The organism is Sinorhizobium sp. KGO-5 (assembly GCF_036245905.1).
In the GTDB taxonomy this organism is placed as follows: Bacteria; Pseudomonadota; Alphaproteobacteria; order Rhizobiales; family Rhizobiaceae; genus Sinorhizobium; species Sinorhizobium meliloti_A.
The window spans coordinates 129,260-154,602 of record NZ_BDIZ01000001.1; the positions used below are offsets into that span (position 1 = coordinate 129,260).

Consider the following 25,343-nt stretch of genomic DNA (forward strand, 5'->3'; position numbering starts at 1 on the left):
CGCTACTGGCTCCCGGCCCGCGGCGCCGAAAGCACGCGCTCGCTGTGGGTGAGGGGCGCGAGCAGATCGTCAGCCGTCGCCTGCATGTAGCGCATCGCGGGCCCCGCCTGCAGGCTCAGGAAGATGCAGGCTGCGAGCAAGACGACGACCGGCGTGATCTCGATCACCACGACCCGCGGGATCGTACCCTCGATCGACGCCCAGAACGTTCGGATGCCGATGCGGTTCATCGCGATCATGGCAGCGAGCCCGGACAGGATGAGGAGAGTGACATAGGTCCAGTCGGCGGCGGATATCGCGGTCGCGAGCTCGGCGCCCGGCATGTCGAAGAGGCCGCTGATGAGCGCGAATTTGGCGATGAAGCCGGAGAAAGGCGGCAGGCCGGCGAGCAGCAGGGCACAGAGGCAGAAGCAGAGGCCGAGAACGGCCATCGTGCCGGGGATGGCGACGCCGACCTCTTCATCCTCCTCGTCCTCGTCAAAATCGCCATAGGCTTCCATCGTCACGGCCAGAACGTCGGCGCCGGCGTCCCGGCCGCGTTCGACGAGCTCGATCAACAGGAAGAAGGCCCCGATCGTCAGTGTCGAGCTGACAAGATAGAAGAGTGCGCCGGCGAGCATTCCGTCGTGGCCGAGGCCAACCGCGGCGAGCAGGGTCCCCGAGGATACGAGAACGGAGTAGCCCGCAAGACGGCCCATCGCCTGCGAGGCGAGCACGCCGATACCGCCGAAGGCGATCGTCAGCATTCCCCCGGTGACGAGCCAGTCCTGGCCGAAACCGGACGATGTGCCCGCCGCAGTGCCGAAGACGAGCAGATGCAGGCGGATGATGACGTAGATGCCGACTTTGGTCAGGACCGCGAAGACGCCTGCGACCGGCGGCGTCGCCGCGGCATAGGCCGTCGGCAGCCAGAAGCTGAGCGGCCACATGCCCGCCTTGACGAGAAAGGCGACGCCGAGGATGGCCGAGCCCATTTCGACGAGTGTTCTGCTTCTCGGTTCGAGGGCTGCGAGCTTCGTCGCGAGGTCGGCCATGTTGAGCGTGCCGGCGGCGCCGTAGATCAGGCTGACGCCGATCAGGAACAGCGCCGAGGCGGCGAGGTTGACGGCGATATAATGCAGCCCCGCCTTCACGCGCAGCGGACCGGAGCCGTGCAGGAGCAGGCCATAGGAGGCGGCCAGCATCATTTCGAAAAAGACGAAGAGATTGAAGAGGTCGCCCGTGAGAAAGGCGCCGTTGAGACCGGCTACGAGAAGCTGGAAAAGCGAATGGAAGTGATGCCCGGCCGTGTGCCACCGCGCCATGGAATAGGCCTGCGCGGCGAGTGCAAGGCCGCTCGTCAGGCACAGCATCAGGGCCGACAGGCGGTCGAGCACGAGGACGATCCCGAAGGGGGCGGGCCAATTGCCGAGCTGATAGACCCCTGATCCGGGCAGGCTGCCGGTGCCGGCCGCGGCAAGTCGCATGAGGATCAGCGAGAGGATGAAGACGACGAGCGTGGACGCGAAGCCGATGGCCCCCTTCAATGTGCGGTCGCGCTCGTTGATCGGGATCAGCACCGCAGCCACGGCAAGCGGCAGGAGGATCGGCAGGATGAGAAGATGATCGAGCCAATCAGTCACCGCGCTGCTCCCTTCCGTCCACATGGTCGGTTCCGGTGAAGCCGCGGGAGGCGAGCAGCACCACGAGGAAAAGTGCGGTCATGGCGAAGCCGATGACGATCGCCGTCAGCACCAGTGCCTGCGGCACCGGGTCGGTATAGCGGGCGAGATCGCCGACGCCGCCGGGATCGAGGATCGGAGGGCCGTTCACCCGCAACCGGCCCATGCCGAAGATGAAGAGATTGACGGCGAAGGAGAGCAGCGAAAGCCCGATGATCACCTGGTATGTTCGCGGCCTCAGGAGAAGATAGACGCCCGATGCGGTCAGCGTGCCGATCCCGGCCGAAAGAATGAGTTCCATTAGCGTGCCGCCTCCTTGTCCGAGCGTGCGGCCTTCGCATGCGCACGCGGCGCACGGACCGACTGGTGCGCCAGCGCGATGAGGATGAGAACGGTGGCGCCGAGCACCAGCGAGAAGACGCCGAGGTCGAAGAGGATCGCGCTTGCGAGCGGAAACTTGCCGACGACCGGCAGGCTTGCATATTGCGCGTGGGAGGTGAGGAAGGGATAGCCGAAGAACCAGGACCCGACGCCCGTGGCCGTCGCGACCAGCAGGCCGATGCTCATCCAGCGAAGCGGATGGATGCGGAGCCGTTCCTCGACCCAGCGGGTTCCGCCGGACATATATTGCAGGATAAAGCCGATCGACATGGCGATGCCGGCGGCAAAGCCGCCCCCCGGCAGATCATGTCCGCGCAGGAAGAGAAAGGCCGCGAGCATTCCTGTGACCGGAAACATCCAGCGCATGATCACTGCCGGGATGAAGAGATATTCGGCGACGCTGTCGCCGGCGGCGCGGTCGGGATGATCGTCGTCGAAGGCGTTCTGCACCCTTTGCTGCTCTGGCGTCTCCAGGCTGTCGGACTGGGGGCGGAAGCGCAGGAGAAGCGCGAAGACCGTGAGCGCGACGATGCAGAGCACGGCGATCTCGCCAAGCGTATCGAAGCCGCGGAAATCGACGAGGATGACGTTGACGACATTTGTGCCGCCGCCCTCCCGATAGGCGCGCTCGAGAAAATAGCTGGCAATGGTTTCGGGGAGGGGCCGCGTCATCACCGTGTAGGCGATGAGCATCATTCCCCCGCCGGCGCCGATCGCCAGCAGCAGGTCGCGCAAGCGTCTCAGGCGGACCCTGATCGAGATGTCCTCCGCCGCCATCGGCTCCTCGATGCGCTTCGGAAGCCAGCGCAAGCCGAGCAGAATGAGCACGGTGGTGACGATCTCCACGAGGAGCTGCGTGACCGCAAGATCGGGTGCCGAAAGCCAGACGAAGGTGATGCAGGTGACGAGCCCTGCTCCGCCGAGGAGGACCAGCGAGGCGAGACGGTGGAATTTCGCCTGATAGGCGGAGCCGATGGCGCAGGCGATGCCTATCGCCCAAAGCAGGGCGAAGGCGGGATCGATGCCGCGGATCACGAGCGGCGGCAGTTCGAAATTGCCGAGAAGAAGCGGCGATGCCCCTGCCGCAAGCGCCAGAAAGACGAGGAGACGCATCTGCGGCTGGAGGCGACGCGTGCCGAGCCGCTGTTCGAGCCATCGGGCCCACTTCCAGGAAAGCGTTACCAGCACGCGCTCGAAAATGCGCTGCCCCTGGAGCAGGCGGAAGACCGGCGGACCCTCGACGGCCGTCGCCAGATAGGAGCGCATCAGGAAGTAGAGGCCGATGCCGCCCGAAAGCGCGACGAAGCTCATGATCAGCGGAATGTTCCAGCCGTGCCAGACCGAAAGGCTGTAATCGGGCGTTCCCTCGCGCAGGACCGAGAGAACGGCCGTGTGAAGGAAGGGACCGATCGTCTGGGCGGGAATAATACCGACGACCAGACAGGCAAGAACGAGGAAGTCGACCGGCGCCCGCATCCAGCGGGGTGGCTCATGCGGTTTTCTCGGGAGGTCCGCCGGTGGCCGGCCGAAGAAGACGCCGTGGATGAAGCGGAGGGAATAGGTGACCGCAAACATGCCCGCGATCGTCGCCACATAGGGCGTAACCGTGTCGAGCGGGTTGACGAGATGCGTCTCGATCGCCTCGGCGAAGAACATCTCCTTGGAGAGAAAGCCGTTGAGCAGCGGCACGCCGGCCATGGCGGCACTCGCCACCATGGCGAGCGTCGCGGTGATCGGCATGAAGTGGAAAAGCCCGCTCAGCCTGCGCATGTCGCGGGTGCCGCTTTCGTGGTCGATGATGCCGGCCGCCATGAAGAGGGAGGCCTTGAAGGTCGCGTGGTTGACGATATGAAAGACCGCGGCGACGGCCGCCAGCGGACTGCCGAGGCTCAGGAGAACGGTGATGAGCCCGAGATGACTGATCGTCGAATAGGCGAGGAGTCCTTTCAGATCCTGCTGAAAAATCGCGAAATAGGCGCCGAGCAGGAGCGTTGTGAGGCCCGCAAGGCCCACGATCCAGAACCAGGCATCCGTGCCGGCCATCACCGGCCAGAACCGCACGAGCAGGAAGACGCCGGCCTTCACCATCGTCGCCGAATGCAGATAGGCCGAAACCGGCGTCGGGGCCGCCATCGCGTGCGGCAGCCAGAAATGGAAGGGGAACTGGGCGCTCTTCGTCAACGCCCCGAGCAGGACGAGGACAAGTACCGTGCCATAGAGCGGATGGTTGCGGATCGCGTCGCCCGAGGCGAGAACCGCGTCGAGTTCGTAGCTGCCGACGATCTTGCCGATGAGTATCAGGCCGATGAACATGGCGAGGCCGCCCATGCCGGTAATCGTCAGCGCCATGCGGGCGCCGTCGCGGGCGTGTGCGTTATGGTGCCAATAGCCGATCAGCAGGAAGGAGACGATGCTGGTCAGCTCCCAGAAGACGGCGAGCAGAATGAGGTTGCCGGAAAGAACGACGCCCAGCATCGATCCCATGAAGGCGAGGAACAGCGCGAAAAAGCGCGGGACCGGGTCCTCCTCGGCCATATAGTAGCGGGCATAAAGGACGACGAGAACGCCGATCGCCGTGATCAGTGCCGAAAACAGCCAGGCGAAGCCGTCCATCCGGAGGGTGAAGTTCAGCCCGAGTTGCGGAACCCAGTCGATCCGGTAATGGAGGACGCCGCCCGAGGCGACGTAGGGGTAGAGGCCGGCGGTCACCAGGAAGCAGACAAGCGCGATCGCACCTGCGAACCAGGAAATCGCACCGCGCTGATCGGACGGGAAGAAGATTGCAATGAGGCTTCCCGCGAAGGGGACAAGAATGAAAACAGAAAGCAATTTCTCCGCGTATTCGATCGTTTATCTCCTTCCGAGTGTATTGGAGGTCGGGACTTCGGTCCCCCGAGGACTGACGCCGGACGGGTCACGCGGACGAGGTCCGCGCGTTCGCATCAGCGGCAGGAGGCATATGTTTTTATGACTATTTTCCGGACGGCTGCCAAGCCTTAGGAGCAAGAAAAAGCCGCGTATGTGCAGTCCGCCTCTGAAAGCGGGGTCCGGATCCCGGTCAAGCGGCGCGCCACCGCCGCTCGAAGACGAAAGTGGCGAGATCGTTGGCGTTCATCGGCCGGGCGAAGGCGTAGCCCTGCAGACCATGGCATTCCATTTCCTTGAGGATGCGGGCGTGCTCGAGCGTTTCGACACCTTCGGCGATCACTTCGATCCCGAGCGATGTGCCGATGTCGATGATCGATGCCACGAGCCGGCGCTCCGCCGGAGAGGCGAGAATAGGCAGCACCAGTTGCCGATCTATCTTCAGGCGGCGTGGCGTCAGCTTCAGCAGGCTCAGGATCGAGGCATAGCCGGTACCGAAGTCGTCGATCTCGATGTCGATGCCGAGTTCCTTGATGCGCCGGATATTGGACATGACCGTCACATCGTTCTCGTCGAAGGAAATCGATTCGAGCAGTTCGAAGGAAAGCCGCCCCTCGGGTATGGAAAGCTCCTCCAGCCGGTCGATCAGTCCCTCGTCTCTCAGGCGCGGATAGGAGAGATTGACCGACACCTTCGGCACGTAGATCCCGTTTGCCTCCCAGCGATAGATCTGAAAGAGCGCCTGTTCGAGAATCTTCTGATCGATCGCCGCGACGACATTGATGTCCTCCGCCGTCTTGAGAAAGGCGTGCGGGCCGAGGAGCCCCTTGGTGGGATGATCCCATCGTGCGAGTGCCTCGACGCCGATGATGTCGAGTGAGCTCGGACAGAACTGCGGCTGGAAATATGCGACGAATTCGTTCTGCTCGAGACCGCGCAGGATCTCGTCGGCCGTCTGTTTCGTCTGGAGCACGGCGGTCTTCAGCGCACCCGTAAAGGTCTCTTGCCGGTTGCGGCCCCGGCGCTTGGCCTCGTAAAGGGCGATATCGGCGTTGACCAGTACCTGGGAAAGGTCATCCGTCGCATCGGTTTGAGCGGCAATCCCGATGCTCACGCCTATGCGGCATTCCTGATCTTCGTACCGCACCGGAACGCTCATCGCCTCGATCACGCGGGAAGCCAGAGCCGCGTCTTCGTCGCCGCCGCCGCTTGCGCGAATGATGACGAACTCGTCGCCGCCGATCCGGGCGACGAAGTCGTCCTGGCGTGCATTGTCCCGCAAAAGGCTTGCCGCATGCTTCAGGATTTCGTCTCCGGCTGCATGGCCCATCGTATCGTTGATCTGCTTGAAACGGTCGAGATCGATATGGAAGATGCTGATCTTCGCATTTGCGTCGGCTCGCCGGCTGCGGTCGAAGAGAATCTGGTCCAGGAAGCGGCGATTGGGCAGACCGGTCAATGGATCGTGCAGCGCGTTGAATTCCATGCGATGGCGCGCCGCCTCCAACTCGGCACTGTGAGCTTCCGCGAGGCGTTTGGCCTCCGACAGCGTCGCGCGTGTCTTCACGTCGGCCGTCACGTCCCAGTTGACGCCGACGATCTTCCTGTTGCCGTTCGTTCCGGCATAGGTCGAGCCGATCGCACGGACGTGGCGGACTTTCCCACCCGGAAGGCGGATGCGGAATTCCGTGTTGTATGCGCCGCCCGTGGCGAGCGTTTCGGCGAATTCCGCCTCGGCACGGGCGAGATCGTCGGGATGAAGCGTGTTCCGCCAGTCCTCGTAGACCGCGCGCATCGACGATCCGATGCCGTAGAGCTCCTTCATGCGGCTGTCCCACAGGAGCGTGCCGCTGTCGACGTCGAGCTCCCATATGCCGATCTTCGAAGTGTCGAGCGCGATCCTCAGCCGGTGCGAAAGCTCCTGAAGCTGATCCTTGCTCTGCCTCAATGCGCGAAAGTTCGCCTGCCTCTCGGCCATGAGGCGGCCGGCGACGATCATCGGAGCGACGATCATCAGGCCGCCGAATATGATGAGGAAGCGGACCTGCCACGCATTCTGCGGTGTCGTCGGCCAACCGCCTTTGGGGATCGCGGCCATGCGCCAGGAACCGCCGGGCAAGGATACGCTCATCTCGACAGGGGCGCTTTCGAAGATTGCCGGGTCGCCGAAAAAATGCGGGCCGCCGCGTCCCGTGCCGTCGCGGCCGGCAATGGCGATGTCGATGTCGAGCGCCGGCGATGAAAGCCCACTGTCGCGATAAAGGCGATCGACATCGATCACCGCTGATACAACGCCCCAGAAGCGCCTGCCACCTTCCGGACCGGTGGTTACCGGGAAGCGGCCGATCAGCCCGCGACCGCCTTGCACGAGGTCGACAGGGCCCGCGAGCACCATTTCTCCGGATGCCACTGCGCGCATGACGGAACTGCGTTGTTTGTCGTTCGCGCGGTAATCGAGACCGATCGCCTTCTCATTGCCCGTCAGCGGGTAGACCATCGCGACCACCAGTTCGGGCGCGGCGGCGATGTTGCGAAGCTGCGAGCCGCCGCTGAAGACGCTGCGTGCGAGCTCTGCGAAGCGCTGCTGCTGCATGTCGGGTTCGGTCTCGATCGTGGCGATCAGCCCCCGGACCAGCTGAATATTGCCGTTGACGCTGCTCTCGAGGCTCGAGCGTATCGGGTTGAGCGCGTCGGCAACCTCGGAGCGCAGCCGCGCTTCCGAAACGATCCGGTTCTGATTGTCCGCGAGAACCCCGGCGGCGACTACAACAACGGCCGCGATGAGGGCCGGAAGGTAGCTGGGGGTGAGAAAGCGCGACAGACGGGACATGGCATGATGCGGCTTCAAAAGAGCAATTCCAGGACGTGGCCCACAAAGGGGAGGGGACGGCATGCAGCAAGCCCGGATAATTCCAGACTCTCCTTAACAAACCTTCATTCGGGGTTTCTGAAATAACTTGCGGTAACGCGTGGTCCAAGCGCTTCAGCGTTGCGTTCCGATCATCGCCTGCAGTGTTTCGAGCCTGTCGGCATCGCGGGGCAGCTTGTCGGGTCTGAGGCGGGCGATCCGCGGGAAGCGCATGGCTACCCCGGATTTGTGGCGCGTGGAGCGGTTGAGGCCTTCAAAGGCAACCTCGACGACGAAGCCGCTGTCGGGTTCGGCGCGCACCGCGCGCACGGGGCCGAAGCGTTCGACCGTATTGTCGCGCACGAACCGGTCGAGGACCTCCAGCTCGGCATCGGTGAAGCCGAAATAGGCCTTGCCGACGGGAACGAGGCTCGTCCCCTCTTCACCCTGCGCCCAGACGCCGAAGGTGAAATCGGAGTAATAGCTGGACCGCTTGCCATGGCCGCGCTGGGCATACATCAGCACGGCGTCGATATTGAAGGGCGCCCGCTTCCACTTGAACCAGGGCCCCTTGGCCCGTCCGGCCATATAGGGCGAATCCAGCCGTTTCAGCATGACGCCTTCGATCACCGGATCGGGCGGGTTGGAGCGCAGCTCGTCAAGCTCCTTCCAGCTTGAAAAGCCGACGAGCGGCGAGAGATCGAAATGCTGCGGCGAGGCCGCCTCGATCAGCGCCGACAGCGCCTCGCGGCGGAGGTGAAAGGGCTCGGGCCTGATATCGCGCTCGCCTGAAAAGAGAATGTCGTAGGCACGGATGAAGGCCGGAAACTCGTCCATCAGCTTGCGACTGACGGTCTTGCGGTTCAGCCTTTGCTGCAGGTCGGCGAATGTCGCGGTGGCGCGGTTGCTGCGCATCGTTCCGCCGACCAGAAGCTCGCCATCGATGACACCGGTGATATCGGCAGCCTCGATGATCTCCGGAAAGGCGGAGGATATCTCGTCGCCGCTGCGTGAATAGAGGCGTCGAGTCCCGCCGACATTGGCGAGCTGGACGCGGATGCCGTCCCATTTCCACTCGGCCGCGAAGTCGGACGGGTCGAGTCCTTCGAGATCGCCCTCTCCGACCGCCGTCGCGAGCATCACCGAGTGAAAGACCGCAGGTGTCTTGAGCACCGGCATCTCCGCCTCACCGGTGAGCCAGAGGAAAAGCGGCAGGTATGGCGGCTCCAATCCGTGCCAGAGCGTTTCGATCTCGCTCACCTCCTTGCCGCCCATCTCCGCAAGCGCCTGCTTTGCGAGCCGCGCCGAGACCCCGATCCGCAAGCCTCCTGTCGCGAGCTTGAGGAGTGCGAAGCGGCCGGAGGTGTCGAGCCGGTCCAGAAGGTCGCGGACGAGCGAGCGAACCTCGGAGCGGCCGGCCCGCTGCAGCCGTTCGACAACCTCGCCGAGCGGAATGTCCTCGGGGGCGACGTCCGGCGGCGGCTCCCAGGCGAGGGAGACCGTTTCCGCGAGGTCGCCGACATAGTCGTAGGAATAGTGGAACAGCACGTCGTCCATGCGCTCGAGCAAGAGGTCGCGAATGAGGGCCGGCTTTACCGTGTTGAGCGAGAGCGTGCCCGCGATCGCGGCCAGCGCGTAGCCGCGGCTCGGATCGGGTGCGCCGCGGAAATAGTCGACGAGCAACCGAATCTTGCCGTTTCGCTGCGGCGTCAGCACGAGCCGGTCGAGCAATTCGGCGAATGCTTTCATCGCTCACTCTCCCTCATCGTCGTAGCCGACAAGGTGCAATGGCCGTGCGGGTATGCCCTGCAACTGACACCAGCGGACCAGCGCCTCCTCACGGCCATGCGTCACCCAGACTTCGGCAGGCGCGATTTCGCGGATCGTGGCCGTGAGCTCGGCCCAGTCGCAATGATCGGAGATGACGAGCGGCAGCTCGACGCCGCGCTGCTTGGCGCGCTGTCGGATGAGCATCCAGCCGGAGGCGAAGATGGCGAGCGGATCGGCGAAACGGCGCGCCCATCGCTCGGCAAAAGCCGCCGGAGGCCCGAGGACGATAGCGCCGGCGAGGTCCTGCCGGTTTTCCTGGCCGAGCGTTGCCGGACGGATATCGCCGAGATCGATGCCCTGGCTCTGGTAATATTCGCACAGCCTGGCGAGTGCGCCATGGATGTGGATAGGTGCGTCGTAGCCCTGCTGGCGTATGAGCGCGATGAGACGTTGTGCCTTGCCGAGGGCGTAGGCGCCGACCACATGCGCACGCTCTGGAAACTGCCGGAGAGACTGGAGGAGCCGGGCGATCTCTCCCCTGTCGTCCGGGTGGTGGAAGACCGGCAGGCCGAAGGTCGCTTCCGTGATGAAGACGTCGCAGGCGACCGGCTCGAAGGACGGGCAGGTCGGATCGGGCCGTCGCTTGTAATCGCCGGAAACGACGATCCGCGTCCCGTCTGCCTCGACGAAGATCTGCGCCGAGCCGAGCACATGGCCGGCCGGGTGGAAACGGACGCGCACGCCGCCGACCGAAATCGTCTCGCCAAAGCGCGCGTCTTGGCTCGCGCCGCAGAAGTCTTCACCATAGCGCAGGCGCATGATGTCGAGCGTCTCGCGCGTCGCGAGCACATGGCCATGTCCGGCGCGCGCATGGTCGGAATGTCCGTGGGTGATGAGTGCCCTCTCGACCGGTTGCACCGGGTCGATATAGAAATCCCCATATTGGCAGTAGAGACCTTTGGGGGCGGGAAAGAGCAAGGCGTCCGGCTTCATACGGATAAAGATAGCCGGCGGCGGCGCATCTGCCAGCTATCTGCAAAAGATTTTCGCCGTAAAGGCGGCTGCGGGCCGTCCGCGGATAAAACCCTTCCCCAGCGCCGGCGTCAGGAAGCGGCGGTGCGACGGGTCAAGCCCCTCCCACCTGTGGGTAGGGGTTGGGGAGGGTGCTTTCCGGAGGTTAGCTGTCGCCCGCGAGCGTATCGCCGATGAGTTTCAGCACCGCTTCGGCATCGATGTCGATACAGGCCTGCTGGCTCGGGAAGCCGTCCCAGGCGTTCGGGGGAAACAGTCGCCCATCCGGCTTTTGAACGGTCTGGCCGTCGGCGATGCCGCCGCAAAGGACCCGGATGGCGCCGCCACGGGTCTGAAAGAATTGGGGCGCGACGACATAGGCGCAGGCGCAGCTGTCGTGCACGATCATGCCGTCATCCACATGGTGCTCGTAGAAGTCGATGTAGAATTGCGAGATGTCGGAAAGAAGCCTCGCCGGTGAACCGCCGCGTTCGGCGATCTCGGAGAGCATGGCGCGGCTCATCACCGTCTTGGTCGTCACGTCGAGACCGATGACGGTCACCGGCCATGGCGCCGTCATCACCACATCGGCCGCTTCCGGGTCGCCGTGAATATTGGCTTCCGCCGCCGGCGTGATGTTGCCGGGAACATCGAAGGCGCCGCCCATGATCACCACCGCCTTGACGAGCGCGGCAATCTCGGGATCGTCGCGCAAGGCGCGCGCCAGGTTGGTCATCCGGCCGACGGCGACGAGCGTCACCTCGCCGGGATTGGCGCGTACCGTGTCGATGATGAAGCGGTGGGCAGGACGAGGGTCGAGCGGCAGGTCCATCTGCGCCGGCACGCCGATATTGCCGAGCCCGTCATCGCCGTGAATGCCCGTCGGCCATTCGACATGCGGCCGGCCGGCATCGAACGTCTCGCCCATGCCCCTGGCAACCGGTGCGGCAATATTCCATGCCCCTTTGAGGAACAACGCATTGCGCGTCGTCGTCTCGATCGAGGCATTGCCGAAGACCGTGGTGATGCCGAGCAGCTCTATGGCCCGGTGACGGTGCAGAAAGAGGAGGGCCATCGCATCGTCGACGCCCGGATCCGTATCGAAAATAACCTTGTGCATACCGCCTCTTCCTGGTTACGGGGGATTCCCGCCTACAGCGACGTTGTGCATGGCGCAATGGACAAGCTGCGGAAGAAAGTCAATCTCTGGCCGCCTGCAGGAGGCCTCCGTTTAAACTTTCCGAAAGGTGGTTCGTCTATCTTCGAAGACGCCTTCGGGCCTTTCTTGCGATCCTTTACGACGACAGCGGAGCCATCCCTTGAAGGCCATTCTCAGCAAACTGCGCCCTTCGAAGCGGCTGGTGATCATCCTGTCCGCTGCCTTCGGGGTCTCCGCCGCATCCGGCGGTGCCGCGGTCTATGTCGGTCGCGACAAGATACTGACGCGCTTCGCGGAGCCCTCCGCCTCCGGCCTCGGATGCACCGCGCTCCGGACCTTGAAGCTCGACCACAAGGGGCAGCGGTGGATCCGCATGCATGTGAAGACGGACCGGGCAACCGGGCCGGATCGGATCAGGACCGCCTTGCGCGTCGCAGGCGGCCTCGCCAAAAAGGAGGAGGCCGATCTTTACCAGGTGGTCGTGCTCGATGCGGCAGGTCCGGAGGATCGCGCAAGCGTGCGCGGTTCGGCGATCGGCGCGGAGGTGCTCTTCGCCCCCGGTCCGCGGAGCGTGCCGGGTTTGGATGAACCCTTCCGCGCCTCCTATAACGAGGCCACGGCCAACGCTGCCGGCAGGTTCCACGGCAAGGTCGTGACGCTCGAACTGGACGACGTCCGCGCCATCATGGCCAAGATGGACGACCGCTCCATGTGCAACGATCCGTCCGCAGCGGGCGATGTCGCGGCCGCTGCGCCGGCCGAGGAACAGGCGAGTCATTAAGGGAGAGCCCCTCCCCAACCCTCCCCCCGTTGGGGAGGGCCTGCTCCAGGGTATCAATCGGCCTTCTGACGGCGGGCCGGGAAGAGGATGATGTCGCGGATCGACGGCGAGTTGGTGAGCAGCATGATCAGCCGGTCGACACCGATCCCCAACCCCCCGGCCGGCGGCATGCCCTGGTCCATGGCATCGAGGAAGTCCTCGTCCAGCGTCTTTTCCTTCTCGCCGCGGGCATGCGCCTGTTCCATCTGCTCGACCATGCGGGCGCGCTGCTCGACCGGGTCGTTGAGCTCGGAAAAGGCGTTGCCGATCTCCCAGCCGTTGCAATAGGTCTCGAAGCGCTCGACGAGCCGCGGCTCGCCCGGCACCTCCTTGGCGAAGGGCGAGATGTCCTTCGGGAAGTGGATGACGTGAGCAGGCTGGATCAAGGTCGCTTCGACCTTCTCCTCGAAGAGGAAGGCGAGCACCTCGCCCCAGGTCGCGTCCTTCTCGATCTCGACACCGGCGTCGCGAGCCGCCTGTCGGGCCTCCTCGTCGCTCTTGATGGCAAGGAAATCGATTCCGGTCGCATCCTTGACCGCCGCCGGCATGGAGACGCGCGGGAACGGCCCCTTGAAGGAGAGCTGCTTGTCGCCGAACTCGAATTCCGTCTTGCCGTGAACCGCAAGCGCCAGGGTCTCGAACATGCGTTCCACGAGACCCATCACGTCCTCGTAGTCGGCATAAGCCCAGTAGCACTCCATCATGGTGAATTCAGGATTGTGCCGGGTCGAGACGCCTTCGTTGCGGAAGTTGCGGTTGATCTCGAAGACCTTGTCGGTAAGGCCGGAAACGAGAATGCGCTTCAGGTAAAGCTCGGGCGCGATGCGCAGATACATGTCGAGCTTCAGCGTGTTGTGATGCGTCTTGAAGGGCTCGGCCGTCGCGCCGCCATAGATCGGCTGCAGCATCGGCGTCTCGACTTCCATGAAGCCTTCGTCCTCGAGGAATCGGCGCAGGCTCGATACGATGCGGCTTCGCTGCTGAAAGCGCAGCTTCGATTCCTCGTTGACCATGATGTCGAGGTAACGCTTGCGATAGCGCGTCTCGATGTCGGCAAGCCCGTGATACTTCTCCGGCATCGGCAGGAGCGACTTGCAGAGCATGGTGATTTCTTTGGCGTTGACCGTCAGTTCGCCGCGTTTGGTGCGGCGCACCTCTCCGGTCACCCCGATGATGTCGCCGAGATCGATCATCGGCAGAAGCGCGCGCGCCTCCTCCGGTGCCGTATCCTTGTGCGAAAAGATCTGGATCTTGCCGGAAGCGTCATGAAGATCCATGAACATGCCGGAATTGCGCGAGGAGAAGACGCGGCCGGCAACGGTTACCGTTTCGCCGCTTTCGGTATCGGGCTCCAGCCCGGCATATTTCTCCGCGAGTTCCGAATTGGTGAGCGTACGGTGGAAATGCGCGGGATAAACATCGCCGATCTGCTGGCGCAGAAGGTCGAGCTTCTGGGAGCGCACTTCCGTCGCGTCGGAGGAAAGGCCGGCTGCCTGTGTCTTGTCGGTCATGGTCTTGTCCTTACTTTCCACTGCCCGCCATGGAGGCGACGACCTGCGCGGCGACCTTCAGCCGCTGGCGCACGACCGAACGGCCGAGCAGTTCCATCGAATCGAACAGCGGCAGCGAGCGCTGCGAGCCCGAGCAGGCGACGAAGAGCGGCGCCACCACGGCCTTCAGCTTCTTGCCCATCCGCTCCGCGCTGGCGCGCAGCTCCGTCTCGATCGATTCCTTGTTCCATTCCAGAATTTTTTCGAGATCCGGCTGGACGGTGTTCAGGATTTCGAGCATCTCCTCGGGCGAGGCCTTCACCCCGGCAAAGGCGGCGGGCTGCAGGCCGAGATCCGACTTGAAGAGGAAGGCGGCGAGATCAGGCAGTTCGCCGAGCTTCGAAATGCGGGTCTGAGAGAGCTTCAGACCTTCCTTGAGCCGCTCGTTGTCCATCGCCCAGGCGAGGACGCGGGCTGCGAATTCCTCGTCGGAAAGCTTCTCGCGGATCCAGCGCGCGTTCAGCCAGTCGAGCTTCTGGATGTCGAAGATCGCGCCGGCCTTGGACAGGTTTTCCGGATCGAATTTCTCCGCCAGCTCCTCCACCGTCAGCAGTTCTTCGCCTTCGGCGATCTGGATGAAGAACAGGCCGAGGAAGTTCATCAGCGCTTCCGGCAGGTAGCCGAGCGCCGTGTAGTAGGAGATGGAGGTCGGGTTCTTGCGCTTCGACAGTTTCGATTTGTCGGCATTGCGCATCAGCGACAGATGCATGAAGACAGGCGGTTCGAGGCCGAGATACCGGTAGATCAGAATGTGCTTCGGCACCGAGGCGAGCCACTCCTCGCCGCGTGCGACATGGGTGATCTTCATCAGATGGTCGTCCACGACGTTCGCCATGTGATAGGTCGGCATGCCGTCGGCCTTGAGCAGTACCTGCATGTCGACGGCTTCCCACGGGATCTCGACATCGCCATAGACGCCGTCGTGGAACTTGCAGGAGCCCTCGGTCGGGATCTTCATGCGCACGACATGCGGCTCGCCGGCGTCGACGCGCGACGTCACTTCCTCGGCCGAGAGGCTGAGGCAGAGGCCGTCATATTTGGGCGGCTTGCCGGCGGCACGCTGCGCCTCGCGCATCTGCTCCAGCCGCTCGGGCGTGCAGAAACAGCGGAAGCCGTGGCCGTTCGCAACGATCTTCTCGACGTAAGGCTTGTAGATGTCCTTGCGGTCGCTCTGGCGATAGGGGCCGTAGGGGCCGCCGATATCGGGACCTTCCGACCATTCCAGTCCGCACCACCTCAGCGCGTCGAGCACCTTCTTCTCGAATTCCGGCGTCGAGCGCGTCGCATCCGTGTCCTCGATGCGCAGGATGAATTTGCCGCCGTGCTTCTTGGCGAAGAGATAGTTGAAGAGCGCGATATAGGCGGTGCCGACATGCGGCTCGCCGGTGGGGGAAGGTGCGATACGCACCCGGACTGCAGAATCTGCCATTGTCTTTGCCCGTCTTGACGTGCTTTCGGGGCCCTTTGCCGGAGTGCTTTCCAGCTTGCGGGCGCGCATTTTATGGGAAGGAAAGGCCCGCAAGGGTTCCGCACCAGCGGTTTAGCCAGGCAATTCCAGTCGGCAGGCGTGAGACCATAGAAAGCCCTGCATGTCAACGGAAAGCCGCGGGCGGCAATGTCGTCGTCTCGCCGCACGCAAAGAGCAAAGATCGCCGCGAAGGCCCGCATTGGTGCGATGCGGGCCCTGTCGTGTCGTGCTTCTATTTCGTCCTTGCGGTCTGTCGCTTCATGCGCGCGTTGCGGGCGACCATGTTGAGAACCTCGACCAGTGCGGAGAAGGCCATCGCAGCATAGACGTAGCCCTTCGGCACGTGGAAGCCCATGCCTTCGGCGATCAGGGTCGTGCCGATCATCAGGAGGAAGGCCAGCGCCAGCATGACGATCGTCGGATTTCTCTCGATGAAGTTTGCAAGCGGGTTCGCTGCAACCAGCATGACGGTCACGGCGACGACGACGGCGACGACCATGATCGGCAGATGCGGGGTCATGCCGACGGCGGTGATGATGCTGTCGACCGAGAAGACGAGGTCAAGAAGCAGGATCTGGCCGATGGCGGCCGCGAAGCTGTTGATCGCGGAGCTGGCGATGAAATCCTCCTCATGATCGCTCGGATCGACACTGTGATGGATTTCCTTGGTCGCCTTCCACACGAGGAAGAGCCCGCCGGCGATCAGGATCATGTCCTTCCAGGAAAAGCCGTGGCCGAAGGCCTCGAAGACCGGCTGCGTCAGTTTAACGATCCAGGCGATGGTGCCGAGCAGCGCCAGCCGCATGACGAGTGCAAGGCCGATGCCGATGCGCCGGGCGCTGACGCGGTGTTCCGGCGGCAGCTTGTTGGTGAGGATCGAGATGAAAATGAGATTGTCGATGCCGAGGACCACTTCCATGACGATGAGTGTGATGAGGGCGATCCAAGCCTCCGGGCTTTGAGCAAGCGTGAGGATTTCCTGCATCGGCAACTTTTCCTTTTCGAGACACGACAGATGGCGCAGTATTTAGGCATACTTGCGAAAGTCGCAAGCGCCGCCGCGCGTTTCGCGGCGACGTTGTCGGCTCCAGGTGATCGAAAAGGTGGAATTGTCGAAGGAAAGCCGGCTGCACCTGTCCGTGCACCGGAAATCAGCCCTTCAGCGGGACCCAGATCTCGACCGCACCCATGCCGGAATGCGGATCGAAGCGCTCGTCGTAGCGTTCCATCAGGTCGGGCAATTCACCATGTCGGTGGCCGGACTGCGGAAACCAGGTCGTGAAGATGTGGTGGGCCGTGTTGGCGATTCCGGAAATGTGCCCGCGGTGGACGAAGATCGCGTAACGCTGCCGGGGCAGCTTGAGTGTCGAAAAGCCGGTGGGCAGGGCCTCGGCGTCCCGTATCTCCGCCGCAGCCATGTAGCGGAAGCGGCCCGCCTCGCCGTCCGACTGGGTGCAGACGCCATAGGCGACATTGCCGTGCTGACCGGGAATGCTGCCGAAATAGGCGTTGAAACGCTGCCAGAGGGACGGGATGCCTTCGGTGCGGTTGTAGTCATAGGTCTCTGCGAGACCGGCGAGAAGAAGCCCCGGGCTTTCCTCGAAGCGCGGCGGTTCGATCTTCAAAGTGCGTGCGTCGTCCATTCTGATCGGCTCCAAAAGCTCGACATTGCGGACGTGCCCCTGCTTGCGGATCGTCTCGGGCGTCACCCCGAACTGCTCGCGAAAGGCACGGGTGAAAGCCTCGTGCGAGCCGTAGCCCGCCTCGAGGGCCACTTCGAGAATGCCGGATGTGCCGTTGGCGAGGGCAAGCGCGGCGCCGCTCAGGCGTCGGCCGCGGATATAGGCACTGATCGAGCGACCAGCCGAAAGCCCGAATACGCGCGAAAGATGATAGCGCGAAAGGCCGGCGGCCGCGGCGATATCATCCAGCGATATATCCTCGGCGAAATGGCTTTCAATGAACCAGATCGCCCTTCCGATGGCACTCATCGTCACTCCCTTTGTGGACACGCAAGGTCTTACGGCCTTTCAGGCGAGCGCGTTTGATCGCGATTGCTGGATTGCAAGAAGATGGTGCGGCATGTTTCGCCGGCAAGGCGCCGTGGCGTTTACTCCGTGCCCGTCGTCTTTCCGTAGGCGGCGAGGAAAACACGGATGGCGGATCTGACGTTCTTTTCGATGCTTTCGGCCGAGACCGCATCGCACATGCCGAAAAGCCGTCCCTTGAACATTCCGGCCATGGCGAGATCGATGAACTGCTTTGCGGCTATTTCCGTGTCTTCGATCGAGAGCGTGCCTGCCGACACCTGCTGGTCGAGATAGGCCTTGAGCACGGTGTATCCGTTCTCCGGCGTCGCGGTGAAGAAGCGCTGCGCCAGCCGGGGCATCCGGTCGATCACCCCGAGTACCGTGCGCATCGCGCGGATCGTGTAATCCGACGTTATGCTCGTCACCAGCTTCACGCCGAAAGCGTGAAGCGCCTCCTCGATCGGTTCATTGCCGTTCAACGATTGCTTGACGCTGTTGACGATAATGTTGCGCTCGCGCGCGATGAGCGCCGTGAACAGGTCTTCCTTGTTCTCGAAATAGACGTAGAGCGTGCCCTTGGAAACGCCGGCCTCGCGCGTGATGTCGTTCATGCTGGCGGCGTCGAAACTGCTCCGCATGAAAACGCGTTTGGCGCCGTCGAGAATCCGCTCGCGCTTGACCGGATCCTCGCCGGCGGCGTGACGCCCACCGGTCGACGGGTGTTCGTGCTGGTCCTGCAGGGATCTTTCCTGCTCTGCGCTTTTCGCTGACGTCATGGCTGCCGGACGTATCCACTCCTTTTGATCTAGCTTGCGTCACGGGAACGCGTCCAGATCCGATTCCAATGAGAATAGCGGGCGCGGAGAGAACGCGCACACTTTATCTTCACCTTACAAATCATCTTCACCTTACAAATCGAACCGACTGGTTCGATTTGCTCTTGATATGCGGTGCGAAAGGCATTATGTCAAGCGTCATCGAACCGAACGGTTCAGTTCAATTCCAAAACAGATCGGTGGCCCATGTCCGCTTCCAGCTCTTCCAGTGCTGCCCGTGTTCGTCCCGTAGGCGACGATTTCGAAATGGATACCCAGAAGGCCGAGGCCAAGGGGCCCGGAACCGACGCTGCAGCCGCAGAGCAAACCGGGACCGAGAGCGCTGCGCCCCCGAAGAAGCGGCGCAAAATCCTTCCGGTGCTGGGTCTCGTGCTTCTCGGTGCTGCCGGCTGGTACGGCTATGACTGGTGGACCAACGGCCGTTTCCTGGTCTCGACCGACGACGCTTACATAGAAGGGGACATCGCGACCATTTCGCCCAAGGTGTCCGGCTATGTGGCCAAGGTCGACGTCGTCGCCAACCAGCATGTAAAGGCCGGAGATCCCCTGGTGACGCTCGACGACGGCGATTATCGTATCGCGGCCGAACAGGCCGAGGCGCAGATCGCCACGCAGAAGCTTGCGCTCGAACGCTTCGATGCGCAGATCGCCGGCGCCAAAGCGAGCCTTACTCAAACCGAAGCGCAGAAGAAGGCGCTCGAGGCGACGGTACGCGGCGCGGAACTGGCCCAGAAACGCGCCAGCGAGCTGCAGTCGAAGTCCTTCGGCACCGACGCTTCCCTCGACAGCGCACAGGTCGCACTCGATCAGGCTCGCGCGAATCTCGCCGGCGCGGAGGCGAACATTGCTGCGGCCAAGTCCAACATCACCGTCCTCGAAGCCCAGCGGATGGAAGCTGAAAGCACCATCCGCTCTCTGGAGCTTACCCGCGACAAGGCAAACAGGGACCTGGCCTTCACGGTGCTGAAGGCGCCCTATGACGGTGTGATAGGCAATGTGGCGGTTCAGGTCGGCGATCTCGTCTCGGCCGGCCAGCGGCTGGCCGCGCTCGTTCCGACGGATGAGCTCTATATAGACGCCAACTTCAAGGAAACGCAGATCGCGCATCTGGTGCCGGGTTCCAAGGTCCAGATCCATGTCGACGCCTATGAGGATCATCCGATCGAAGGCACGGTCGCATCGATCTCGCCGGCGTCCGGCTCCGTCTTTTCGCTGCTGCCGGCGGAAAACGCGACCGGCAACTTCACCAAGGTCATCCAGCGCGTTCCGGTGCGCATCACGCTGCCGGCCGACGTGCTGGCGGAAGGGCACCTGCGCGCGGGGCTGAGCGTCGTGGTCGACGTCGATACCCGCACCGCACCGGAACAGTCGAAGGTCGCGGCCGCGAAGTAAAGGGCTCAAGGCCCGAGGAGTGGCGGAAATGGCCGCAACAGCAACAGCGGGCGCGGCTGCGCCGAGCCTACCCAAGGTCGAGGAGCATATGGACCCGCGGCGGCTCATCGCGTTTTTCGCGATGGTCGTCGGAATGTTCATGGCGATCCTCGACATCCAGATCGTCTCCGCCTCGCTCGCCGAGATCCAGGCGGGCCTGTCGGCCGGATCTGACGAGATCGGGTGGGTGCAGACCGCCTATCTGATCGCGGAAGTCATCATGATCCCGCTCTCTGGCACGCTTGCCCGCATCGTCTCGACGCGGGTGCTCTTCTCCGTGGCCGCGGCCGGCTTCACGGCCGCCAGCGCTCTTGCCGCCACGGCCACCAACATCGAACAGATGATCGTTTACCGGGCGATCCAGGGATTTATCGGCGGCGGCATGATCCCGTCGGTCTTTGCCGCAGCCTTCACCATCTTCCCGCCGTCGAAGCGCAACGTCGTCTCGCCCATCATCGGGCTCATCGCGACGCTTGCGCCGACCATCGGCCCCACGGTCGGCGGTTATCTGAGCCATGCCTTTTCCTGGCACTGGCTGTTCCTCGTCAACGTCATTCCCGGCATCATCGTCGCGACGGTCACCTGGATCTTCATCGATTTCGACAAGCCGGAACTCGGATTGATCAAGAAGTTCGACTGGTGGGGACTTCTCTCCATGGCGGTCTTTCTCGGCTCGCTCGAATACGTTCTGGAGGAAGGCAATGCCAATGACTGGTTCAACGACGAGCACATCGTCATGGGTGCCGTCGCCGCCACGGTCGCTGCCGCCGTCTTCTTCTATCGGGCGTTCAAGGTCGATTTCCCGGTCGTCGATCTCAAGGCCTTCGCCAATCGCAACTTCACCTTCGGCTCGCTCTTCTCCTTCGTCATGGGGATCGGCCTTTACGGGCTCACCTATCTCTATCCGCTTTATCTCGGGCGTATCCGCGGCTACGACTCCCTGATGATCGGCGAAACCATGTTCGTCTCGGGTCTCGCCATGTTCCTGACCGCGCCGGTTGCGGGTTTCCTCGCCGGGCGAATGGATCCGCGGGCGATGATGACCATCGGCTTTGCCGGCTTTGCCGCGGGCACCTGGCTGATGAGCCAGATGACCGCCGACTGGGATTTCTGGGAGCTGCTCGTTCCGCAGATCCTGCGCGGCTGCTCGCTGATGCTCTGCATGGTGCCGATCAACAATATCGCACTCGGCACCCTGCCGCCGGCGCGCATCCGCAATGCGTCGGGACTCTACAACCTGACGCGCAACCTCGGTGGCGCAGTCGGGCTGGCGGTCATCAACACGATCCTCACGCAACGCCAGGATTTCCACTACGCCCGGCTCGCCGAGCACGTGGAATGGGGCAACCCGGAGGCTGTCGAGCGGATGCGCAACATCGCCACGACCTTCACTGCGCACGGCCTCGACGGAACCACGGCTGCGGTCAAGCAGCTGGCGGCGATGGTCCAGCAGCAGGCGGCGATCATGTCCTTCATCGACGTGTTCGTATTGCTCACCGTCCTGTTCCTGTCGATGATCGCCGGCGTCCTGATGATCGCCAAGCCACAAGGCGCCGGCCCAGGCGGCGGCGGGCATTAGAGCGGGAATGAGGAAAAGTGTGCGCGGACGGGGTGGCTGCCCTTATTCCGCTCCAGCGCTTTACGCGGTTTCGAGATCGCTGCAATATTCCGTCTCGTCGAAGCTGTCGGAGGGCGCGCGGAGCAACGCGCGGGCGGCGCATGAACGATCATCCTTGCCTACGGCCTACGCGGCGGATGTTCCTCGCCGGTGCAGTCGGATTCGGTCTCTCGATGACCGTCGGCGGCAGATCTGCGGGGGCGGCCGGCCCTCCGGTCGACGTGACCTTTCTCTTTGCCGCGGATATCCATGCCTGCCTCGTTTCGACGGACGGCTTGGCGCCGAACTGCGAAGCGGAGGGCAAGACCGACGCCAGCCTCTTGCGCCACGTCGCCGCGCTGAACGCATTGGCGGCACAGCACTGGCCGCATGCCGTTGGAGGGAAGCCGAGCGGCCTTGCCAGTGCGGGCACGAGGATTCCGCGTCCGCTCGGTCTGGTGCTCGGCGGCGACATCACCGACGACGGCGGCGGCCAGGTTCGCCAGCCCCGCGAGGGGCGGCAACTACAGCAGTTCCAAAGCCGGTACGAGCAGGCGCCGGGCCCGCACCATATCCACATTCCCGTTTATGTCGGCCTTGGAAACCATGACCTCGACCAGGACGGGCCGCCGCCGAATGCCGACTGGTATCGCCGGGAGCTGCGAGACTATGTCGAGCTTACCCATCGCCAGACCGTTTTCTACAAGCCGCCGGTGCCGGTCGCGAATTACGATCCGCTATCGGACAGCTATTCCTGGGACTGGGGCGGTCTTCATCTCGTACACCTGCAGCGTTTCGGAGGCGACGAGAGCAAGGGCGCGGTGAGCGGATTGCCGTGGCTCAAGAGCGATCTCTCCTCCCATGCCGCCGATGGCCGGCCGGTCGTCCTCTTCCAGCATTATGGCTGGGACGCGTTTTCGACCGAGGCCTGGGATCCGGCGGCAAAGACCTTCGACGACAAGGGGGAGGGCGAGCCGCATTGGTGGAGCGCCGACGAGCGCCAGGCGTTGCTCGACCACGTGCAGGGCTACAACATCGTCGGCCTCTTCCATGGGCACGAGCATGACCGCGTCATGGTCTACAGGGTCGGCGGGATCGACGTCTTCAAGCCCAAGGCGGCCTTTCTCGGCGGTTTCACGGTCGTGCGCGTGACCGGCAGCTTCATGGATGTAGCCTTCGGCGAGGCCGAGGGCGAGCATGGCCACGTCGTGTTCACGCAGGCCTTCAGCAAGCGTTTCGACTGAAGCGACATTCCGGAACTCGTCCATTCGAGCGCTCGCCCGGAGTTTTCTGATTTACGTACATCAAAAATTCCTCTAATGGGTTTGCCGGGAGGAAGAGATGCGACCGACAGTTCACGATATTGCCGCCGAGGCGGGCGTCAGCCTCGCCACCGTCGACCGGGTGTTGAACAATCGTCCGGGCGTGAGAAGCGTCACGCGCGAGCGGGTGGAACAGGCGATCGCCACGCTCGGCTATGTTCGCGACGTCGCCGCTGCCAATCTTGCGAAGAGCCGCAGCTATCCTCTGGTCTTCATCCTGCCCGCCGGCGAAAACTCCTTCATGCGCGGTATCGAGGCGGAGGTTCGGTCGGCAATGTCGCGTTCCGCGACAGAACGGCTGGATATAACCATCCTTTCCGTTCCGGCCTTCGACGCAGCGGCGCTCGCCGCCGCGTTGCTCGAGGCAGGTAAGCGCCGGCCGGCGGGTGTCGCGGTGGTTGCCGTCGACGCGCCGGACGTGACGCGGGCGGTAAAGCAGCTCCGCGAAGACGGCATTGCCGTCGTTACGCTGGTTTCCGATCTGCCGGGGTCGGGGCGCGACCATTTCGCCGGCGTCGACAATGTCGCCGCGGGCCGCACCGCCGGCAGCCTGATGGGCCGGTTTCTCGGCGGCGGCGAAGGACCCGTCGCGGTGCTCGCCGGCTCCATGCTGGTACGCGACCACCGCGATCGGCTGGAGGGTTTCCAGACTGTCATGAGCGAGGATTTCCCCTCGCGCCAGGTCCTGCCGGTGATCGAGGGGCAGGACAATCCGTCGCTGGTCGAGACGCTCGTCGGCACCCTTCTCGGGCAGCATCCCGATCTTGCCGGCATCTACAGCTGCGGCGCCGGCAATCGCGGCCTTGTCGCGGCGCTCGAAAAGGCGGGCAAAGGAAGGGCCGTTTGCACGATCGCGCATGAGTTGACGCCGCACAGCCGCGCCGGGCTTCTTTCCGGCACGATCGACGCGCTGCTCAACCAGAATGCGGGCCACGAGGTCAGGAGCGCCATCCGGGTGCTGAAAGCAAAGGCGGACGGGCTGCCGGTCATCGCGGCGCAGGAGCGCATCCGCATCGATATTTTCCTGAAGGACAACCTGCCGCTCGAGCAGGAATAGGAGGGCACCATGTATCTCGGACTGGATCTCGGCACGTCCGGCGTCAAGGCCATGCTGATGGACGGCGAGCAGCGGATCATCGGCTCCGCCAGCGGCGCGCTCGACGTCGACCGGCCGCATCCCGGCTGGTCGGAACAGGATCCGGCTGACTGGATCCGTGCCGCGGAGGAGGCGATCGCCCGATTGAGGGAAACGCATCCGCAAGCGATTGCCGCCGTCCGCGGCATCGGCCTTTCCGGCCAGATGCACGGTGCGACATTGCTCGACGAAGGCGATGCGGTCCTGCGGCCGTGCATATTGTGGAACGACACCCGCAGCTTCCGCGAGGCGGCAGCGCTCGACGGCGATCCGCAGTTTCGGGCGCTGACCGGCAACATCGTCTTTCCGGGCTTCACCGCACCGAAGCTCGCCTGGGTGCGTGAAAACGAGCCGGAGCTGTTCGCCAGGGTTCGCTGGGTGCTGCTCCCGAAGGATTACCTGCGCCTCTGGCTGACCGGCGAGCATATGTCGGAAATGTCCGATTCGGCCGGCACGTCATGGCTCGATACGGGCAAGCGCAAGTGGTCGGCGAGCCTGCTTGCCGCTACGCAGCTCGAGGAGAGGCAGATGCCCGAACTCGTCGAGGGCACGGATGTGGCCGGCACGCTGCGGCCGGAGCTCGCCGCGCGTTGGGGCATGGGGCCTGGCGTCGTGGTCGCCGGCGGTGCGGGCGACAACGCAGCCTCGGCCTGCGGTATGGGGACGGTCGGGGAGGGGCAGGCCTTCGTCTCGCTCGGCACGTCCGGCGTCCTTTTCGCGGCCAATGCAAGCTATCTCCCCAACCCGGAGAGCGCGGTCCACGCCTTCTGCCACGCATTGCCCAACACCTGGCACCAGATGGGCGTGATCCTCTCGGCGACGGACGCGCTGAACTGGCATTCCGGCATCACCGGCCGGAGTGCTGCGGAACTCGCCAATGAACTCGGCGAGAGCCTCAAGGCGCCGGGCTCGGTTACGTTTCTTCCCTATCTCTCCGGCGAGCGCACGCCGCACAACGACGCGGCGATCCGCGGCGTCTTCGCCGGCCTCGGGCACGAGAGCTCCCGGGCGGTGCTGACGCAGGCGGTGCTCGAAGGCGTTTCCTTCGCGATCCGCGACAGTCTCGAGGCATTGCGCGCGGCCGGCACGAAGCTCACGCGGGTGACGGCGATCGGCGGCGGTTCGCGCTCGCGTTACTGGCTGAGCTCGATCGCGACCGCACTGAACCTGCCGGTCGACCTGCCCGCGGACGGCGATTTCGGCGCTGCTTTCGGCGCGGCTCGGCTCGGCCTGATCGCCGCCACCGGAGCTGACCCGGCCGCGGTCTGCACCGCACCCGAGACGGCGGAAACGATCGCGCCGGAGGCATCGCTCGTGCCCGCCTATGAAGATGCTTACCAGCGCTATCGCCGGCTCTATCCGGCGATAAAGGAAGCGGCGCTGTGAGCAGTTTCGGCGCATCCACCACCTGCCTTCCACCCGATAGCCGGCTCCGTCGCGAACGGTGCCGCCAATTCAC

At 63.8% G+C, this 25,343-nt stretch carries 18 protein-coding genes; 6 read left to right on the forward strand and 12 right to left on the reverse strand.

Annotated elements, in window-relative coordinates; translation table 11 throughout:
- Positions 1 to 2 precede the first annotated feature (2 nt).
- The 7 genes from BHD07_RS00575 to BHD07_RS00605 form a co-directional block, all read right to left on the reverse strand.
- A complete protein-coding gene (locus BHD07_RS00575) occupies positions 3 to 1,646 on the reverse strand; it encodes a monovalent cation/H+ antiporter subunit D (RefSeq protein WP_198516767.1) in 1,644 nt (547 codons plus the stop codon).
- Complete coding sequence (locus BHD07_RS00580; protein ID WP_100672859.1) at positions 1,615 to 1,962, reverse strand: Na+/H+ antiporter subunit C; 348 nt, start codon at positions 1,960 to 1,962, stop codon at positions 1,615 to 1,617. Before BHD07_RS00580 ends, BHD07_RS00575 begins: the two co-directional genes overlap by 32 nt.
- Positions 1,962 to 4,871: a monovalent cation/H+ antiporter subunit A gene (locus BHD07_RS00585; RefSeq protein WP_198516768.1), complete on the reverse strand. Its 2,910-nt coding sequence runs from the start codon at positions 4,869 to 4,871 to the stop codon at positions 1,962 to 1,964. The genes BHD07_RS00580 and BHD07_RS00585 overlap by 1 nt, the downstream gene beginning before the upstream one ends.
- A 229-nt stretch (positions 4,872 to 5,100) precedes the next feature.
- Positions 5,101 to 7,737, reverse strand: a complete 2,637-nt coding sequence (locus BHD07_RS00590) for a bifunctional diguanylate cyclase/phosphodiesterase (RefSeq protein WP_338279273.1) — start codon at positions 7,735 to 7,737, stop codon at positions 5,101 to 5,103.
- A gap of 153 nt (positions 7,738 to 7,890) precedes the next feature.
- Positions 7,891 to 9,504 carry a cisplatin damage response ATP-dependent DNA ligase gene (locus BHD07_RS00595; RefSeq protein WP_100672860.1) on the reverse strand — a complete coding sequence of 538 codons (1,614 nt, stop codon included), beginning with the start codon at positions 9,502 to 9,504 and terminating at the stop codon, positions 7,891 to 7,893.
- Between the two features lie 3 nt (positions 9,505 to 9,507).
- Positions 9,508 to 10,518 carry a ligase-associated DNA damage response exonuclease gene (locus tag BHD07_RS00600; RefSeq protein ID WP_100672861.1) on the reverse strand — a complete coding sequence of 337 codons (1,011 nt, stop codon included), beginning with the start codon at positions 10,516 to 10,518 and terminating at the stop codon, positions 9,508 to 9,510.
- Between the two features lie 184 nt (positions 10,519 to 10,702).
- The gene (locus tag BHD07_RS00605; protein WP_100672862.1) at positions 10,703 to 11,656 is read right to left on the reverse strand and encodes a nucleoside hydrolase; all 954 of its coding nucleotides are present in this window, start codon (positions 11,654 to 11,656) and stop codon (positions 10,703 to 10,705) included.
- A 199-nt stretch (positions 11,657 to 11,855) separates the two neighbouring features.
- Here BHD07_RS00605 and BHD07_RS00610 point away from each other — a divergent pair, with 199 nt between their 5' ends.
- Positions 11,856 to 12,476: a hypothetical protein gene (locus tag BHD07_RS00610; protein ID WP_338277023.1), complete on the forward strand. Its 621-nt coding sequence runs from the start codon at positions 11,856 to 11,858 to the stop codon at positions 12,474 to 12,476.
- A gap of 53 nt (positions 12,477 to 12,529) precedes the next feature.
- Here BHD07_RS00610 and lysS read toward each other — a convergent pair whose 3' ends face one another.
- From lysS to BHD07_RS00635, 5 genes are all read right to left on the reverse strand, one after another.
- Entirely contained in the window at positions 12,530 to 14,026 is a 1,497-nt protein-coding gene (gene lysS, locus BHD07_RS00615; RefSeq protein WP_100672864.1) for a lysine--tRNA ligase, read from the reverse strand.
- 10 nt (positions 14,027 to 14,036) lie between these two features.
- A complete protein-coding gene (gltX, locus tag BHD07_RS00620; protein ID WP_324762386.1) occupies positions 14,037 to 15,494 on the reverse strand; it encodes a glutamate--tRNA ligase in 1,458 nt (485 codons plus the stop codon).
- 271 nt (positions 15,495 to 15,765) lie between these two features.
- Positions 15,766 to 16,518 carry a TerC family protein gene (locus BHD07_RS00625; protein WP_338277026.1) on the reverse strand — a complete coding sequence of 251 codons (753 nt, stop codon included), beginning with the start codon at positions 16,516 to 16,518 and terminating at the stop codon, positions 15,766 to 15,768.
- A gap of 166 nt (positions 16,519 to 16,684) precedes the next feature.
- On the reverse strand, positions 16,685 to 17,524 hold the full coding sequence (locus tag BHD07_RS00630; RefSeq protein ID WP_100672867.1) for an AraC family transcriptional regulator: 840 nt from the start codon (positions 17,522 to 17,524) through the stop codon (positions 16,685 to 16,687).
- A 119-nt stretch (positions 17,525 to 17,643) separates the two neighbouring features.
- Positions 17,644 to 18,339, reverse strand: a complete 696-nt coding sequence (locus tag BHD07_RS00635; RefSeq protein WP_100672868.1) for a TetR/AcrR family transcriptional regulator — start codon at positions 18,337 to 18,339, stop codon at positions 17,644 to 17,646.
- A gap of 246 nt (positions 18,340 to 18,585) precedes the next feature.
- Here BHD07_RS00635 and BHD07_RS00640 point away from each other — a divergent pair, with 246 nt between their 5' ends.
- The 5 genes from BHD07_RS00640 (at position 18,586) to xylB (ending at position 25,270) form a co-directional block, all read left to right on the forward strand.
- Positions 18,586 to 19,791: an HlyD family secretion protein gene (locus BHD07_RS00640; protein WP_100672869.1), complete on the forward strand. Its 1,206-nt coding sequence runs from the start codon at positions 18,586 to 18,588 to the stop codon at positions 19,789 to 19,791.
- A gap of 28 nt (positions 19,792 to 19,819) precedes the next feature.
- Positions 19,820 to 21,409 carry a DHA2 family efflux MFS transporter permease subunit gene (locus BHD07_RS00645; RefSeq protein WP_338277030.1) on the forward strand — a complete coding sequence of 530 codons (1,590 nt, stop codon included), beginning with the start codon at positions 19,820 to 19,822 and terminating at the stop codon, positions 21,407 to 21,409.
- Between the two features lie 176 nt (positions 21,410 to 21,585).
- The gene (locus BHD07_RS00650; protein WP_338279275.1) at positions 21,586 to 22,671 is read left to right on the forward strand and encodes a metallophosphoesterase; all 1,086 of its coding nucleotides are present in this window, start codon (positions 21,586 to 21,588) and stop codon (positions 22,669 to 22,671) included.
- A 97-nt stretch (positions 22,672 to 22,768) separates the two neighbouring features.
- On the forward strand, positions 22,769 to 23,806 hold the full coding sequence (locus BHD07_RS00655) for a LacI family DNA-binding transcriptional regulator (RefSeq protein ID WP_338277031.1): 1,038 nt from the start codon (positions 22,769 to 22,771) through the stop codon (positions 23,804 to 23,806).
- Positions 23,807 to 23,815: 9 nt separating this feature from the next.
- Entirely contained in the window at positions 23,816 to 25,270 is a 1,455-nt protein-coding gene (gene xylB / locus BHD07_RS00660; RefSeq protein WP_338277032.1) for a xylulokinase, read from the forward strand.
- Positions 25,271 to 25,343 lie beyond the last annotated feature (73 nt).

Bases quoted from the DNA above. Each gene is read 5' to 3' on its own strand.
- BHD07_RS00575 (WP_198516767.1), bottom strand. From the start codon at position 1,646: ATGTGGACGGAAGGGAGCAGCGCGGTGACTGATTGGCTCGATCATCTT.
- BHD07_RS00580 (WP_100672859.1), bottom strand. From the start codon at position 1,962: ATGGAACTCATTCTTTCGGCCGGGATCGGCACGCTGACCGCATCGGGC.
- BHD07_RS00590 (WP_338279273.1), bottom strand. From the start codon at position 7,737: ATGTCCCGTCTGTCGCGCTTTCTCACCCCCAGCTACCTTCCGGCCCTC.
- BHD07_RS00595 (WP_100672860.1), bottom strand. From the start codon at position 9,504: ATGAAAGCATTCGCCGAATTGCTCGACCGGCTCGTGCTGACGCCGCAG.
- BHD07_RS00600 (WP_100672861.1), bottom strand. From the start codon at position 10,518: ATGAAGCCGGACGCCTTGCTCTTTCCCGCCCCCAAAGGTCTCTACTGC.
- BHD07_RS00605 (WP_100672862.1), bottom strand. From the start codon at position 11,656: ATGCACAAGGTTATTTTCGATACGGATCCGGGCGTCGACGATGCGATG.
- lysS (WP_100672864.1), bottom strand. From the start codon at position 14,026: ATGACCGACAAGACACAGGCAGCCGGCCTTTCCTCCGACGCGACGGAA.
- gltX (WP_324762386.1), bottom strand. From the start codon at position 15,494: ATGGCAGATTCTGCAGTCCGGGTGCGTATCGCACCTTCCCCCACCGGC.
- BHD07_RS00625 (WP_338277026.1), bottom strand. From the start codon at position 16,518: ATGCAGGAAATCCTCACGCTTGCTCAAAGCCCGGAGGCTTGGATCGCC.
- BHD07_RS00630 (WP_100672867.1), bottom strand. From the start codon at position 17,524: ATGAGTGCCATCGGAAGGGCGATCTGGTTCATTGAAAGCCATTTCGCC.
- BHD07_RS00635 (WP_100672868.1), bottom strand. From the start codon at position 18,339: ATGACGTCAGCGAAAAGCGCAGAGCAGGAAAGATCCCTGCAGGACCAG.
- BHD07_RS00640 (WP_100672869.1), top strand. From the start codon at position 18,586: ATGTCCGCTTCCAGCTCTTCCAGTGCTGCCCGTGTTCGTCCCGTAGGC.
- BHD07_RS00645 (WP_338277030.1), top strand. From the start codon at position 19,820: ATGGCCGCAACAGCAACAGCGGGCGCGGCTGCGCCGAGCCTACCCAAG.
- BHD07_RS00650 (WP_338279275.1), top strand. From the start codon at position 21,586: ATGTTCCTCGCCGGTGCAGTCGGATTCGGTCTCTCGATGACCGTCGGC.
- BHD07_RS00655 (WP_338277031.1), top strand. From the start codon at position 22,769: ATGCGACCGACAGTTCACGATATTGCCGCCGAGGCGGGCGTCAGCCTC.
- xylB (WP_338277032.1), top strand. From the start codon at position 23,816: ATGTATCTCGGACTGGATCTCGGCACGTCCGGCGTCAAGGCCATGCTG.